This window comes from Pseudomonas sp. RC2C2 (assembly GCF_018390435.1).
Classification (GTDB): Bacteria; Pseudomonadota; Gammaproteobacteria; order Pseudomonadales; family Pseudomonadaceae; genus Aquipseudomonas; species Aquipseudomonas donghuensis.
Genome location: NZ_JAHBAX010000001.1, coordinates 162,294 through 175,999, shown reverse-complemented (window position 1 = coordinate 175,999; position 13,706 = coordinate 162,294). Strand labels below are relative to the sequence as shown.

The window sequence follows — 13,706 nt, the reverse complement described above, 5'->3', positions numbered from 1 at the left end:
AATTTCGCTTTACGAAGGTTAAAGACCTGCGTATTATGCGCCCCACAGCAGGCACATAGCTCAGTTGGTTAGAGCACCACCTTGACATGGTGGGGGTCGTTGGTTCGAATCCAATTGTGCCTACCAAATAAATCCACACTGCTGTGTGGTAACAAAAAGGGCGATCCGCAAGGGTCGCCCTTTTTGCATTTCAGCTGTAGGAGCGGGCTTGCCCCGCGATAGGGCCCTAAAGGCCAGCCAAGAATGCTAAAATCCGCCGCTTGCATTCAGGAGATAGACGCGTGCGCAAAGTGGCGGTGGTAATGGCGGTGCTGGCTCTGGCCGGTTGCGAGAACGAAGTCGAAGGCGTGCACAAGCAGGTGGCCGAACACCTGCAGAACCCCAAGACAGCCAAGTTCGCCAACGTGCGAATCGACCAGCAAGGCACCATTTGCGGCCAGGTGCGCGGCAAAGACGACGCCGGCGCCTTTGTGCCGTACCGCAGCTACGTAGCCCTCAAGCAGGCCAGCGGCTATGAAATCATCATCGCCGAGCAGGGCAGCAACCTGCGTATCCGTGAGCAGTGCGGCGGTGCCGACCTGCAGCGCGCCGCCGATGCTGCGGCCGACCAGCCTGCGCCACAAGGCTGGGATGTCGAGATCGTCCAAGGTGCGAACATGGGCGCCCTGAGTGACATGACCGCACGCCTGATCGAAAAACAGATCCCGTCCTCGGTGGTCTACCGCAACGGCAAGCCGGTGGTGCTGCTCGGCCCTTATCCGGACAAGGCTCAAGCTGAGGCTCAGCAAGCCGATGTCATGGCGCGCCTGGGCACCGACTCGATCGTCATCCAGCACGACGCCCCGCGCTAGCCAGCGGCTTCAAGCGCCTCGTACACTGGCGGCTCATACGCAAGGAGAGCCGTCATGAGTGATTCATCCGCCGCCATTACCCTGCAGCGTTGTACCGAACAGCATGTCGAGGGCCTGACCGCGCTGTACAACGACCCGCGGGTGGCGCGCCAGGTGCTGCAGATGCCTTACCAGTCAGCAGAGATCTGGCGCAAGCGACTGAGCCTGGACAACGAACGGATGCTGTTTCTGGTGGCGCTGCACCAGGGCGAAGTCATCGGCAGTTGTTCGCTGGAACAATACGCCCGCATCCGCCGTGCCCACTGTGGCGGGATCGGCATGGGCGTGGCGCCCGCCTGGCAAGGCCAGGGTGTCGGCAGCCGGCTGCTTGAGGCGGTGCTGGAGGTGGCCGACAACTGGATGGGCCTGCAGCGGGTCGAGTTGACCGTGTACACCGACAATCAACCGGCGCTTGCCTTGTACAAGCGCTTCGGCTTTGCGGTGGAAGGTCAATTGATTGACTATGCTATGCGTGACGGTGAGTTGATCGATGTTTACAGCATGGCGCGTCTGCGACGACATCAATGCTGAGCAGGAGGGCCATATGTCTACGCTGGAGCGGGCCATTGCGGTGGCGGCGAGGGCACATGAGGGGCAGCACGACAAAGGCGGGGCAGCTTATATCCTGCATCCGTTGCGGGTGATGCTCAGGGTCTCGACGCCCGAGCAGCGCATTGTCGCGGTGCTCCACGACGTGCTCGAGGATTCGCCGATGACGCTCTCGGACCTGGCCCGCGAAGGCTTTGCCCTGAAGATTCTCGCTGCGGTGCAGGCGCTAAGCCGGCGCGATGACGAAAGCTACGAGGCGTTCGTTGTGCGTGTCGGTGATGATCCGCTGGCGCGTGTGGTCAAGCTGGCCGATCTTGCCGACAACAGCGACCTGTCGCGCATTGCCGTTCCCGGCCCCGACGACATCGCCCGTCTGGCCCGTTACCAGCAGGCCAGCGCCTACCTGCAGGCGCTGGCCTGAGCCTCAACCGCAAGCGCTGAGGTTCACCGGGCCGACGAACTCGTTGCCGTGGCCCATCACACAGGCCACCCGTTGGTTGCGCTGGCGTTCCCAGGGCTGCGGCGGGTAGGTCTTGTTCCAGGCTTCGTACAGCTGGCGGTCCTGTTTGGACAGCTTGAGGCTGTACTGCTTGCTCATATAGAAGTAGGTGCGCGCGATCATCCCGCGAATCGACGGCCGCGGCATGACCTTCTTGGCCTTGAAGTCCACCTGGGTCAGGCACGAACCGTATTGCCCGCGCTGCTCGGGCAGCCAGCCGAAGCTGAAGTTGCTGCGATCGCCATTGACCTCGCCAATGCTCGGCACCAGGTTGTGCAGGTCGGCCTCGGCGCGCTGGTAGACCTTGTCGTTGCGCGAGCAGTTCTTGCGCCCGCCGCTTTGCCAGCACTGGCGCTGATGGCCGATCTGCCAGGCGGGGACGATATGCTCCCATTCGATGCGCGAGGCGCGGTTGGCATTTTTGCGCGGCACATAACCGCAGGCCTGCAAATCGACCTTGTTACCGGTGTACTTGCAGCCGCAGTAGAACTCGGTGGACTGCGGAGCATACAGGCGCCAGGCGACCTTCTTGGCTTCGCTGAAGGTACGTGGTGCATCGGCGTGGGCGGTGGTGACACTGAACAACAGGCAAGCTACTGCAAAAAACGGAAATCTCATGCGCTTTCAATCTTCCTTCGGCACAACCCAGAAAATCTGCACGCCACCGTCGTCGCGGTAGGCGAGGGTGACGTTGTCGTTCTCGGCGATTTCCTCGAGCAGGGTCGCCCAGTCTTCAGGCGATTCGTGCTCCAGGCGGAAGATCAGCGCGGCGCGGGCTTTTTGCGCGGTGGGGGCGTTGATGATTTTCTGGATGCGGATGCCCAGTTGCTCGTAACTGCTGGCAGGGGAGGAAGTGGTGGCCACGAAGCGTTCCTTTTTTAGCTGTATGTGCATACAGTATTTTACTGTAAGCAATTTCGCAACAGCTCGTCGGTGAAAGAGCGCATGTGACCGCAAACCGCGCGGTTTGCTGCGGTCTGTTTAAAGTATTTTTTGCGAGGGTAGGGGAGGCAGGCTTGCCCGTCCTACAGGGCGGGCAAGCGCTTTGGGGGGACTGGATCAGTATTCCCAGAAGATCCGCTGCAGCTCTTTGCTGTCTTGGGTCTTGGTCAGGGCGACCATGGCCAGGATGCGGGCTTTTTGCGGGTTCAGGTCGTGAGCGACGACGTAGTCGTTCTTGTCGTCAGGCTGTTCGGCGTTGCGCAGCACGAAGCCGCCAGCATTGACGTGGGACGAGCGAATGATCTGCACGCCTTGTTTGCGCAGTTCCTGCAGGGTAGGCGCTACGCGGGACGATACCGAGCCATTGCCGGTGCCAGCGTGGATGATTGCCTTGGCGCCATTTTGTGCCAGCGACTTGTAGGCGGTATCAGTGACGTTGCCATAGCCGTAGGCGATGTCCACGGCAGGCAGGCTGCTGATTTTCTTGATGTCGAATTCCGAATCGGCGGTGTGACGCTTGGCCGGCAGGCGGAACCAGTAGGATTTACCTTCCACGACCATGCCCAGCGGGCCCCATTGGCTCTTGAAGGCTTCGGTCTTGATGTTCACGGCCTTGCTGACATCACGGCCCGACTGAATCTCGTCGTTCATGGTGACCAGCACGCCTTTGCCGCGCGAATCCTTGTTGCTGGCAACGGCCACGGCGTTGTACAGGTTGAGCATGCCGTCAGCCGACATGGCGGTACCTGGGCGCATGGAGCCGACCACGACGATTGGCTTGTCGGTTTTTTCGACCAGGTTGAGGAAGTAGGCGGTCTCTTCCAGGGTATCGGTACCGTGGGTGATGACGATGCCGTCGACGTCCTTGCTCTCGGCCAGTTCCGCAACGCGCTTGCCCAGTTGCAGCAGGTTTTCGTTGCTGATGCTTTCGGAAGCGATCTGCAGCACTTGTTCGCCGCGCACGTTAGCCAGGGTGGCCAGTTCCGGAACGCCGGCGATCAGCTTGTCGACACCGACTTTGGCGGCCTGGTAGGTCGCGCTGTTGGCGGTGCTGGCGCCGGCGCCGGCAATGGTGCCGCCGGTGGCGAGGATCACCACGTTGGCGAGTTTCTGTTGGTTTTCGACTTCCTTGGCGTTGACGCCTGCGGGCATTAACAGCAGCAGGGCCATAGCGCCCGGAACGAAGGAATTAAGCGCAGCTTTCATCGTTGATTTCTCTTCTGGCTGGAGTTTGCTGTGTAACGCGCTCAAGGGAGCAGGTTTCATACCAGAACTGCCGCTCGTCGGTTTTCATCTTGATTCTATTGATTTTCATGGGCTTAGAAGAGTCGGTGATGCGCGGACGGAGCATTTTCCTATTCGGAATTCCGAATATTGTGTACAAGAGGTGTTCGGTTTTCCGGTTGTTTTTAGGATAATTCCTACGAGCACTGACCAGGTGGTCTCCGGCAGCGAATTTGACAAAACCGGGTGACGTTCTCATAGTGAGTTAAAGCAAACGTTTGCGACCCGATAAAAATCATAAGATCCGGAGTAAACCCATGAAGCTGCCCTTTGCTGGACGCCTGCTGGCGCTCGCCGTTCTGTCCTCGCTGACCCTCGCCACCCCCTTTTCCCAAGCCCTGGCCGACGAAGCCAAGCCCAAAGTCGCGCTGGTGATGAAGTCGCTGGCCAACGAATTCTTCCTGACCATGGAAGACGGCGCCAAGGCCTACCAGAAAGACCACGCCACTGAATTCGAACTGGTATCCAACGGCATCAAGGACGAGACCGATGCCGGCAACCAGATCCGTATCGTCGAGCAGATGATCGTCTCCGGGGTCAATGCCCTGGTCATCGCCCCGGCCGACTCCAAGGCCCTGGTGCCGGTGGTGAAAAAGGCCATGGACGCTGGCATCACCGTGATCAACATCGACAACCGCCTCGACCCCGAGGTGCTCAAGAGCAAGAACCTCAGCGTGCCGTTCGTAGGCCCCGACAACCGCAAGGGCGCACGCCTGGTCGGTGAATACCTGGCCAAGCAGAAGCTCAAGGCCGGTGACCAGGTCGCCATCATCGAGGGCGTCTCGACCACCACCAACGCCCAGCAGCGCACCGCCGGCTTCAAGGATGCGATGCAAGCGGCGCAGATCAAGGTCGTCTCGGTGCAGTCGGGCGACTGGGAAATTGCCAAGGGCAATGCCGTCGCCGCCGCCATGCTCAACGCCAATCCTGACCTCAAAGCCCTGCTGGCCGGCAACGACAGCATGGCCCTCGGTGCGGTTTCCGCGGTGCGCGCAGCGGGCAAGGCCGGCCAGGTGCAGGTAGTCGGTTACGACAACATCAACGCCATCAAGCCGATGCTCAAGGATGGCCGCGTGCTCGCCACCGCCGACCAGTACGCCGCCAAGCAGGCAGTGTTCGGCATCGAGGCGGCACTGAAGATGCTCAAGGGCGAAAAAACCGACGTCGACGCCGACAACGTCATCCAGACGCCGGTCGAGCTGGTCACCCACTAAGTAGTCGCATGATGGGCGTCCGCCGTGCGGCGGGCGCCAGGAGAACAGGCAATGTCAGCGACTGCGGATGTCGTACTTTCAGTCAGCGCGATCGGCAAGACCTACGCCCAGCCGGTGCTCGGCGATATCGACCTGAGCCTGCGCCGGGGCGAAGTGCTGGCCCTGACTGGCGAAAATGGCGCGGGCAAGAGCACCCTGTCGAAGATCATCGGCGGCCTCGAAGTGCCCACCACCGGGCAGATGCTCTATCAGGGCCAGCCTTACCAACCGGGCAGCCGCGCCGCCGCCGAGCGGCTGGGCGTGCGCATGGTCATGCAGGAACTCAACCTGCTGCCAACCCTGACCGTGGCCGAGAACCTGTTTCTCGACAATTTGCCCGGGCGTGCCGGCTGGATCAACCGCAAGCGCCTGCGCCAGCTGGCGGTGGCGGCCATGGCCCAGGTCGGCCTGGACGCCATCGACCCGGATACCCCGGTCGGCGAGCTGGGCATCGGCCATCAGCAGATGGTCGAGATCGCCCGCAACCTGATCGGCGACTGCCATGTGCTGATCTTCGACGAGCCCACGGCGATGCTTACCGCCCGCGAGGTGGAGCTGCTGTTCAGCCAGATCGAGCGCTTGCAGCAGCGCGGCGTCGCCATCATTTATATCTCCCATCGCCTTGAAGAACTCAAGCGCATCGCCCAGCGCATTGCCGTGCTGCGCGATGGCAAGCTGGTGTGTGTCGAGCCGATGCAGCGTTACAACAGCGAGCAACTGGTCAACCTGATGGTCGGCCGCGAGCTGGGCGAACATATCGACCTGGGCGTGCGCAACATCGGCGCGCCGATCCTCAAGGTCAACGGCCTGACCCGCAGCGGCAAGGTCAAGGATGTCTCGTTCGAGGTGCGCAGCGGCGAGATTTTCGGTATCTCCGGCCTGATCGGTGCCGGGCGCACTGAGCTGCTGCGGCTGATCTACGGCGCCGACCGCGCCGACAGCGGCAGCATCGAGCTGGGCAGCCCGTTGCGCCCGGTGCGGGTCGACTCGCCTGTGGCTGCGGTGCGCCAGGGCATTGCCCTGATCACCGAAGACCGCAAGGGCGAAGGCCTGCTGTTGAGCCAGTCGATCAGTGCCAATATCGCCCTGGGCAACCTGCCGGCGATTTCCCGCGCGGGCGTGGTCGACAAAGGTGCCGAGCGCGAACTGGCCGAACGGCAGATCGCCGCCATGCGCATCCGCAGTTCCAGCCCCGAGCAGGTGGTCGGCGAGTTGTCGGGCGGCAACCAGCAGAAGGTGGTGATCGGCCGCTGGCTGGAGCGCGACTGTTCAGTGCTGCTGTTCGACGAACCGACCCGCGGCATCGACGTGGGCGCCAAGTTCGACATCTACGGCCTCTTGGCCGAACTGGCGCGCCAGGGCAAGGCGCTGGTGGTGGTGTCCAGCGACCTGCGCGAGCTGATGCTGATCTGCGACCGCATTGGCGTGCTCAGCGCCGGGCGCCTGATCGACACCTTCGAGCGCGACAGCTGGACCCAGGACCAATTACTGGCCGCGGCCTTTGCCGGCTATCAGAAACGTGATGCGTTGCTGCATGAAGCGGCGCCCAGGACAACCCCATGAAAACCACGCAACTGGACACCGCCGCCCCGAGCGCCAAGCGCAGCGGCACCTACTTTGGCCTGGGTACCTACCTGGGCCTGGCCGGCGCCTTGCTGGCGATGATCGTACTGTTCTCGTTTTTGAGTAGTCACTTTCTGTCGTATGCCACCTTCAGCACCCTGGCCAACCAGATTCCCGATCTGATGGTGCTGGCGGTGGGCATGACCTTCGTGCTGATCATCGGCGGCATCGACCTGTCGGTGGGCTCGGTGCTGGCCCTGGCCGGGTCGGCGGTCAGCGTGGCGATGCTCGGCTGGGGCTGGAGCGTGATGCCCGCGGCCCTGCTCGGCATGGCGGTGGCGGCGCTGGCCGGCAGCATCACCGGTTCGATCACCGTGGTCTGGCGCATCCCGTCGTTCATTGTTTCCCTCGGCGTGCTGGAAATGGCCCGGGGCATGGCCTATCAATTGACCGATTCGCGCACCGCCTACATCGGTGATGCCTTTGCCTGGCTGTCCAACCCCCTGGCCTTTGGCGTGTCGCCGTCGTTCCTGATTGCCTTGCTGGTAATCATCCTCGCCCAACTGGTACTCACGCGCACGGTGTTCGGCCGCTACCTGATCGGTATTGGCACCAACGAAGAAGCAGTGCGCCTGGCCGGTATCGATCCGCGCCCCTACAAGATCCTGGTGTTCTCGTTGATGGGCCTGCTCGCGGGCCTCGCCGCGCTGTTCCAGATTTCCCGCCTGGAGGCCGCCGACCCCAATGCCGGCTCCGGCTTGGAACTGCAGGTGATCGCCGCGGTGGTGATCGGCGGCACCAGCCTGATGGGCGGGCGCGGTTCGGTGATCAGCACCTTTTTCGGCGTGCTGATCATCTCGGTGCTGGCCGCAGGCCTGGCGCAGATCGGCGCCTCGGAACCGACCAAGCGCATCATCACCGGGGCGGTGATCGTCATCGCCGTGGTCCTCGACACTTACCGCAGCCGGCGCGCGCGCAGGCGGAACTGAAACAATGGCTACCATCAAAGATGTCGCGGCACTGGCGGGGATTTCCTACACCACCGTGTCCCATGTACTGAACAAGACCCGCCCGGTCAGTGAGCCGGTGCGCCTCAAGGTCGAGGCGGCCATTGCCGAGCTCGACTACGTGCCCAGCGCCGTGGCCCGCTCGCTCAAGGCGCGCAGCACCGCAACCATCGGCCTGCTGGTGCCCAACAGCGTCAACCCGTACTTCGCCGAACTGGCCCGGGGGATCGAGGACGGCTGCGAGCGCAACGGCTACTGCGTGATCCTCTGCAACTCCGACGACAACCCGCAAAAGCAGCGCAGCTATCTGCGCGTGCTGCTGGAAAAGCGCATTGACGGCCTGATCGTCGCCTCGGTCGGCGAAGACCGCGACCTGCTCGACAGCCTGGCCAGCGTGCGCACGCCGATGGTCATCGTCGACCGTGCCCTGGAGGGCGTGGCCGCCGACCTGGTACGCATCGACCATGAGCAGGGTGCTTACCTGGCCACCCGGCACCTGCTGGACCTGGGCCATCGCGACATCGCCTGCATCGGCGGCCCGGCCAGCACCAGCGTTGCCCAGTTGCGCCTGGCCGGTTTCCATCGGGCGCTGGCCGAGGCCGGCGTTACTCCACGTCAGGACTGGCTGCTGAGCAGCGATTTCACCAGCCTCGGCGGTTATGCTGCGGCGGCGCTGCTGCTCGAAGGCGAGCGGCCGACGGCGATCTTCGCTGGCAACGACATGATCGGCATCGGTGTATTGCGCGCCGCTGCCGAACGCAACATCTGCGTGCCCAGCGAGCTGTCGGTGATCGGCTTCGACGATATCCAGATCAGCCAGTACGTGTTCCCGGCGTTGACCACCGTCGGCCAGTCGATCCGCGAGCTCGGTGAAAACGCCGCCGAACTGCTGCTGCGGCGTATTGCCGAACCGCTGCGCGGCGCGCCGGAGCAGCGCATTGTCGCGCCGAGCATCGTCCTGCGTGAGTCGACTGCGCCGCGCCCCGACCTTTTCAATGATTACCGCTGAGAACGAGCCCGCACATGCACGCCAATGTAGTAGTGGTAGGTAGCCTGAACATGGACCTGGTAACGCGCGCCCAGCGCTTGCCGCGCGGCGGCGAAACCCTGGTGGGTGAAACCTTCGTCACGGTGCCCGGTGGCAAGGGGGCCAACCAGGCGGTGGCGGCGGCGCGCCTGGGGGCGCAGGTGGCGATGGTCGGCTGCGTCGGTGACGATGCCTATGGCCAGCAATTGCGTCAGGCCCTGGCCGATGAACAGATCGACTGCCAGGCGGTGGGCGTTGCTGCCGGTGTGTCCAGTGGCGTGGCGCTGATCGTGGTGGATGCCGCCAGCCAGAACGCCATCGTCATCATTGCCGGTGGTAACGGCCAGTTGCTGCCCGAGTCAGTGCAGCGTTTTGATGCCTTGCTGCAACACGCCGACGTGATCATCTGCCAGTTGGAAGTGCCCATGGCGACCGTCGCCTACACCCTTGAGCGGGGCAGGGCGCTGGGTAAAACCGTGATCCTCAATCCGGCGCCCGCCAGCGGCCCGCTGCCGGCCGAATGGTTTGCCAGCATTGACTACCTGATCCCCAATGAAAGCGAAGCCGAGGCCCTGAGCGGTGTGCCGGTCACTGACCTGGAAAGCGCCAAGGTTGCCGCCACGCGCTTGTTGGCATTGGGTGTGGGCAAGGTGATCGTTACCCTGGGGGCCCAGGGTGCGTTGTTTGCCGATGGCCAGGCGTTCAGGCATTTCTCCGCGCCGGTGGTGCAACCCGTGGACACCACGGCGGCCGGCGACACCTTTGTTGGCGGTTTCGCCGCGGCCCTGGCGCGCGGCGAAGAGGAGGGCGCAGCCATCGCCTTCGGCCAGCGCGCGGCGGCGCTGTCGGTCACCCGCGCCGGTGCGCAGCCTTCGATTCCACACCTTGCCGAGCTGCAGCCATGAAGAAGACTCCGTTGCTCAACATCGCCTTGTCGCGCCTGGTCGCCTCCCTTGGCCATGGTGACATCCTGCTGATCGGCGACGCCGGCCTGCCGGTGCCGCCGGGGGTGGAACTGATCGACCTGGCGTTGACGCCGGGTGTTCCTGATTTCGCCAGCACCCTGCGGGTGGTGCTGAGTGAAATGCAGGTCGAAAGCCACGTGCTGGCGAACGAAATCCTCCAGCATCAGCCGCCGGGCCTGGCAACGGTCGAACAGTTGGCGGCCCAGGGCGAGTTGGGCGCCCGGCGCTTGCTCAGCCATGACGAGTTCAAGCAGTTGAGCCGCAGTGCCCGCGCTATCGTACGCACCGGTGAGTGCCAGCCCTACAGCAACATCGCGCTGGTTGCCGGGGTGACCTTCTAGCGCTTTTCCCTCTGACCATAAGGACGTGTCTTATGTTGAGCTGTGCCAAACGATTGCTCCAAGGAGTACTGCTGATGTCCATGCTGTCGGCTGGCGCCCAAGCCGCGCCCATTGACCTGATTATTGATACCGACCCTGGCGCCGATGATGTGGTGGCGCTGTTCCTGGCCATGGCTTCGCCTGATGAGCTGAAAATCCGCGCCATCACCACCGTGGCGGGCAACGTGCGCCTGGAAAAGACCTCGCGCAATGCCCGCCTGGCCCGGGAGTGGGCCGGGCGCGAAGAGATTCCGGTGTATGCGGGGGCGCCCAGGCCGCTGCTGCGCACGCCGATCTACGCCGCCGACATCCACGGTGAAGAAGGTTTGCCCGGTGTCACGGTCAGCGAGCCGCAGAAGGGGCTGGCCAACGGCAATGCGGTGCGCTACCTGATCGACACCTTGAGCAGCGCCAAGCCGCACAGCATCACCGTGGCCATGCTCGGGCCGCAGACCAACCTGGCCCTGGCGCTGATCGAGGCGCCAGAAATCGTCAACGGCATCAAGGAAGTGGTGGTCATGGGCGGTGCCCACTTCAACGGCGGCAATATCACCCCGGTGGCCGAGTTCAACCTGTTCGCCGACCCCCATGCTGCCGAAGTGGTGCTCAAGAGTGGGGTCAAGCTGACCTACCTGCCGCTGGACGTCACCCACAAGGTGCTGACCAGTGAGGCCCGGCTGAAACAGATCGCCAGCCTGAACAATGCGGCCAGCAAGCGCGTGGTGGATATTCTCAACGCCTACGTCAAGGCCGACATGAAGCACTATGGCATCCCAGGTGGGCCGGTGCATGACACCACGGTAATCGCTTACCTGCTTAAGCCCGAACTGTTCACGGGGCGCCAGGTATTCATGCAGGTCGACAGCCGTGATGGGCCGACCTTTGGCCAGACCATCACTGACTGGTACGGGGCCTTGAAGCAGCCGGCGAACGTCACCTGGATCGCCGACGGCGATGCCCAGGGCTTTTTCGACCTGCTCAGTAGCCGCCTGGCGCGTCTGCCGTAGCCGTATGGGCGTAACGTTCGAAGACCTGGTCGATGTAGCTGCGTGCGCCGTCGTGGCCCAGGTCTTTGACCAGCAGGTCGACCGCGATCAGCATCAACTCCTCGGCGCTGGCCGGGCTGTAGGCGCTCTGGCCCTCGGGCCATTTGACCTTGATGTCGGCATCGATGGTGTGGCTTGTCATGATCAATCTCGAAAGAAAACTGCGCGCGCTGTCGGTTCAAATGCCGGGCCCTGGCGTTTGAAGGGGAGGCTGGCCTGCGCTCCGCCGATGTTTGCAGTAAATCATGGGCGCCACCTGCCGCGCACTGCGACTTAGGCATAAGCACAGGGTCGTGGCAAACTAACGGTGTTTTAGCTTGCCGGGACAGCGCAGTGCAGATCGATTTGACCAACCCCAACGACTTTACCCTCGACAACGTGCGGGCCCTGCTGGTGGCCGGAAATGGCGCGGTACACAATCAGCTGCGGGTCAGTCGCGCCGGCATTGCCTGGTTGTCCCAGGTCACCGGTGGCCGTGAGCTGGACGGCCTGGCCTTTCGTCTGGAAACCTGGGCTGCGGGCTCCGGTTGCGTCGGCCCGCAAGTGGCCGACGACGAGCGCTGGATACGGCAGGTGTACAACGCCCTGAAGAATAACTGGCCGAAACCTGCCAGTGATTACATCGATCTGTATTGAGATCGTGCAAAATCCGGTCACGATTGCACTTGGCCCTGAGCGCTCTGGCTCGGGCACAATGGCCCGGTTTTGCAACGAAAAACCAGGAGTGCTGTCACATAGGCAGCATTCAAGTATTTAAGGAGGATTCATGTTCCGCACGCGTGCATCATTGGCAAGCCTGTTGGCTGTCGCCGTACTGGCAGGTTGCAGCAGCACGGGTGGCTCTTCGTCGAAGGCCCCGGAAGACGTTGCCGCCAATACCGATGGCCGTTGCCAGGCCAGCGGCGCCGAGTTCGCCATCGGCAAGCCGGCCACCCCCGAGTTGCTCGAGCAGGCGCGCAAAGCCAGCGGCTCGCAACTGGCCCGTGTGCTCAAGCCTCACGACGTCATGACCCTGGAGTACCGCTCCGAGCGCCTGAACCTCAACGCCGACGAAAAAGGCGTGGTTACCCGCGTGAACTGCGGCTAACACGGTCTCTGTGGGAGCAACTGTCTGTGGTGGGAGCGGGCTTGCCCCGCGATGAGGCAGTGCGGCTGACACATCAGGTGGCGCCTGGATTACGGTCGCTTCGCGCCCGATCGCGGGGCAAGCCCGCTCCCACAGAGAAACGCCCTTCAGCCCCAAAATACAGGCACAAAAAAACCCGCCACAAGGACGGGTTTTTTTATTCGGTCAGATCTTACTCTGGACGAACTTGTGCAGCCTGCATGCCCTTCTGGCCTTTTTCGGCAACGAAGGAGACAGTCTGGCCTTCCTTCAGGCTTTTGAAACCGTCGGTTTCGATAGCCTTGAAGTGAACGAACAGGTCGTCGCCGCCACCTTGTGGAGTGATGAAGCCGAAGCCTTTCTCATCGTTGAACCATTTTACGGTGCCGGTTTGGCGATTAGACATGGGTGTATCTCCAGGAAACATGATTTTCAGTAGTGCGGTGTTGCCGAGGCCAACAGGGTGCACGCCGACCATCATAGTCTAATTATGGGCTTGTAGCCCCTTTTACCTTCGCAGAATGCTGATCTGGAGCAAATTAGCGATGGATAACTGGCGAAAGGCCCTATTTTTTCGGGCCGCAGACCGCTGCAATATTTTTTTGCGCGCGTTCCATTACCGCTGCATCTACGCCATCCTGCAAGGTATCCAGGTCCTTGATCTCCTTGTCGCTGAGATTTTTTTCGAGCACGTCTCCGGCGCATTTGCAGTGCTGTTCGGCTTTATCCTGTGCCAGGCCTTGCTTCTGCGCCTGCGTTACGCAGGTCGTCTGGTAGTTGGCGGGTAGCTTGCCAGCATGGGCTCCCAGCGGCAGCAGCAGGGCAGATGCAGTCGCCAGGGCCAGAAGAGACTGAAGTCGCATAACCAACACTCCTTGGGGTCGAGTCTCACAAGAGTAGGACGCTTCTCAAACTCTGAGCGGAAAAAATCCGCGCAAGTTCACCGCCAAGGCATATTTTCCGAATATTTCTGCCCAGCCGGTCAATCTGCCCGCAATCGCCCGAAAGCTTTGTGCTAGCATGCGTGGCTTGAGCTCGCCGCCGGCTTTTTCTTGCAGCTTGCGGCTTGCAGCTCCCAACTGTTTTTTTACTATTCCAGTCACTCTGGTTCGTTCCCTGGCAGGCCTTCGGGCTTCTGCCACTGTGAGGCAGGCTTTGCTTGTGCAAAGACAGGGGCGGATCGCGTACTGGCTCAT

At 62.3% G+C, this 13,706-nt stretch carries 19 protein-coding genes and 1 tRNA gene; 13 read left to right on the top strand and 7 right to left on the bottom strand.

Annotated elements, in window-relative coordinates; translation table 11 throughout:
• The first annotated feature begins 49 nt into the window (after positions 1-49).
• From KHO53_RS00870 to KHO53_RS00855, 4 genes are all read left to right on the top strand, one after another.
• Positions 50-126 (top strand) — tRNA-Val (locus KHO53_RS00870).
• Between the two features lie 155 nt (positions 127-281).
• Positions 282-851: an SPOR domain-containing protein gene (locus tag KHO53_RS00865; protein WP_100782418.1), complete on the top strand. Its 570-nt coding sequence runs from the start codon at positions 282-284 to the stop codon at positions 849-851.
• A gap of 54 nt (positions 852-905) precedes the next feature.
• A complete protein-coding gene (locus KHO53_RS00860; protein WP_010222435.1) occupies positions 906-1,421 on the top strand; it encodes a GNAT family N-acetyltransferase in 516 nt (171 codons plus the stop codon).
• Between the two features lie 13 nt (positions 1,422-1,434).
• Positions 1,435-1,860, top strand: a complete 426-nt coding sequence (locus tag KHO53_RS00855; protein ID WP_010222434.1) for a bifunctional (p)ppGpp synthetase/guanosine-3',5'-bis(diphosphate) 3'-pyrophosphohydrolase — start codon at positions 1,435-1,437, stop codon at positions 1,858-1,860.
• A 3-nt stretch (positions 1,861-1,863) separates the two neighbouring features.
• Here KHO53_RS00855 and KHO53_RS00850 read toward each other — a convergent pair whose 3' ends face one another.
• The 3 genes from KHO53_RS00850 to KHO53_RS00840 all read right to left on the bottom strand — a co-directional run bounded on the left by KHO53_RS00850 (position 1,864) and on the right by KHO53_RS00840 (position 4,086).
• Complete coding sequence (locus tag KHO53_RS00850; protein ID WP_159388910.1) at positions 1,864-2,556, bottom strand: endonuclease; 693 nt, start codon at positions 2,554-2,556, stop codon at positions 1,864-1,866.
• Positions 2,557-2,562: 6 nt separating this feature from the next.
• Positions 2,563-2,832 carry a DUF1654 domain-containing protein gene (locus KHO53_RS00845; RefSeq protein ID WP_213569854.1) on the bottom strand — a complete coding sequence of 90 codons (270 nt, stop codon included), beginning with the start codon at positions 2,830-2,832 and terminating at the stop codon, positions 2,563-2,565.
• A 165-nt stretch (positions 2,833-2,997) separates the two neighbouring features.
• The gene (locus KHO53_RS00840; protein ID WP_010222430.1) at positions 2,998-4,086 is read right to left on the bottom strand and encodes an asparaginase; all 1,089 of its coding nucleotides are present in this window, start codon (positions 4,084-4,086) and stop codon (positions 2,998-3,000) included.
• Positions 4,087-4,421: 335 nt separating this feature from the next.
• Here KHO53_RS00840 and KHO53_RS00835 point away from each other — a divergent pair, with 335 nt between their 5' ends.
• The 7 genes from KHO53_RS00835 (at position 4,422) to KHO53_RS00805 (ending at position 11,366) form a co-directional block, all read left to right on the top strand.
• Positions 4,422-5,378: a sugar ABC transporter substrate-binding protein gene (locus tag KHO53_RS00835; RefSeq protein WP_213569853.1), complete on the top strand. Its 957-nt coding sequence runs from the start codon at positions 4,422-4,424 to the stop codon at positions 5,376-5,378.
• 51 nt (positions 5,379-5,429) lie between these two features.
• A complete protein-coding gene (locus KHO53_RS00830; RefSeq protein WP_213569852.1) occupies positions 5,430-6,980 on the top strand; it encodes a sugar ABC transporter ATP-binding protein in 1,551 nt (516 codons plus the stop codon).
• Positions 6,977-7,969 carry an ABC transporter permease gene (locus KHO53_RS00825; protein ID WP_213569851.1) on the top strand — a complete coding sequence of 331 codons (993 nt, stop codon included), beginning with the start codon at positions 6,977-6,979 and terminating at the stop codon, positions 7,967-7,969. Before KHO53_RS00830 ends, KHO53_RS00825 begins: the two co-directional genes overlap by 4 nt.
• A gap of 4 nt (positions 7,970-7,973) precedes the next feature.
• Positions 7,974-8,996, top strand: a complete 1,023-nt coding sequence (locus KHO53_RS00820; RefSeq protein ID WP_010222426.1) for a LacI family DNA-binding transcriptional regulator — start codon at positions 7,974-7,976, stop codon at positions 8,994-8,996.
• Positions 8,997-9,010: 14 nt separating this feature from the next.
• Positions 9,011-9,919 (top strand): ribokinase, encoded by a 909-nt coding sequence (gene rbsK, locus KHO53_RS00815; protein ID WP_213569850.1) that lies wholly within the window; start codon positions 9,011-9,013, stop codon positions 9,917-9,919.
• On the top strand, positions 9,916-10,320 hold the full coding sequence (gene rbsD, locus KHO53_RS00810) for a D-ribose pyranase (RefSeq protein WP_100782422.1): 405 nt from the start codon (positions 9,916-9,918) through the stop codon (positions 10,318-10,320). The genes rbsK and rbsD overlap by 4 nt, the downstream gene beginning before the upstream one ends.
• Positions 10,321-10,394: 74 nt before the next feature.
• On the top strand, positions 10,395-11,366 hold the full coding sequence (locus KHO53_RS00805) for a nucleoside hydrolase (RefSeq protein ID WP_374045212.1): 972 nt from the start codon (positions 10,395-10,397) through the stop codon (positions 11,364-11,366).
• Here KHO53_RS00805 and KHO53_RS00800 read toward each other — a convergent pair.
• Positions 11,338-11,547 (bottom strand): hypothetical protein, encoded by a 210-nt coding sequence (locus KHO53_RS00800; RefSeq protein WP_010222421.1) that lies wholly within the window; start codon positions 11,545-11,547, stop codon positions 11,338-11,340. The genes KHO53_RS00805 and KHO53_RS00800 overlap by 29 nt on opposite strands.
• Positions 11,548-11,738: 191 nt before the next feature.
• On the opposite strand from KHO53_RS00800, the gene KHO53_RS00795 reads away from it, so the two are divergent.
• Positions 11,739-12,041 carry a hypothetical protein gene (locus KHO53_RS00795; RefSeq protein WP_010222420.1) on the top strand — a complete coding sequence of 101 codons (303 nt, stop codon included), beginning with the start codon at positions 11,739-11,741 and terminating at the stop codon, positions 12,039-12,041.
• 130 nt (positions 12,042-12,171) lie between these two features.
• Entirely contained in the window at positions 12,172-12,492 is a 321-nt protein-coding gene (locus KHO53_RS00790; protein ID WP_010222419.1) for an I78 family peptidase inhibitor, read from the top strand.
• 211 nt (positions 12,493-12,703) lie between these two features.
• On the opposite strand, the gene KHO53_RS00785 is transcribed toward KHO53_RS00790, so the two are convergent.
• The 3 genes from KHO53_RS00785 to KHO53_RS00775 form a co-directional block, all read right to left on the bottom strand.
• Complete coding sequence (locus KHO53_RS00785; protein WP_007956027.1) at positions 12,704-12,916, bottom strand: cold-shock protein; 213 nt, start codon at positions 12,914-12,916, stop codon at positions 12,704-12,706.
• 160 nt (positions 12,917-13,076) lie between these two features.
• The gene (locus KHO53_RS00780; RefSeq protein WP_213569849.1) at positions 13,077-13,373 is read right to left on the bottom strand and encodes a hypothetical protein; all 297 of its coding nucleotides are present in this window, start codon (positions 13,371-13,373) and stop codon (positions 13,077-13,079) included.
• A 45-nt stretch (positions 13,374-13,418) separates the two neighbouring features.
• On the bottom strand, positions 13,419-13,613 hold the full coding sequence (locus KHO53_RS00775) for a hypothetical protein (RefSeq protein WP_145959287.1): 195 nt from the start codon (positions 13,611-13,613) through the stop codon (positions 13,419-13,421).
• Between the last annotated feature and the right edge of the window lie 93 nt (positions 13,614-13,706).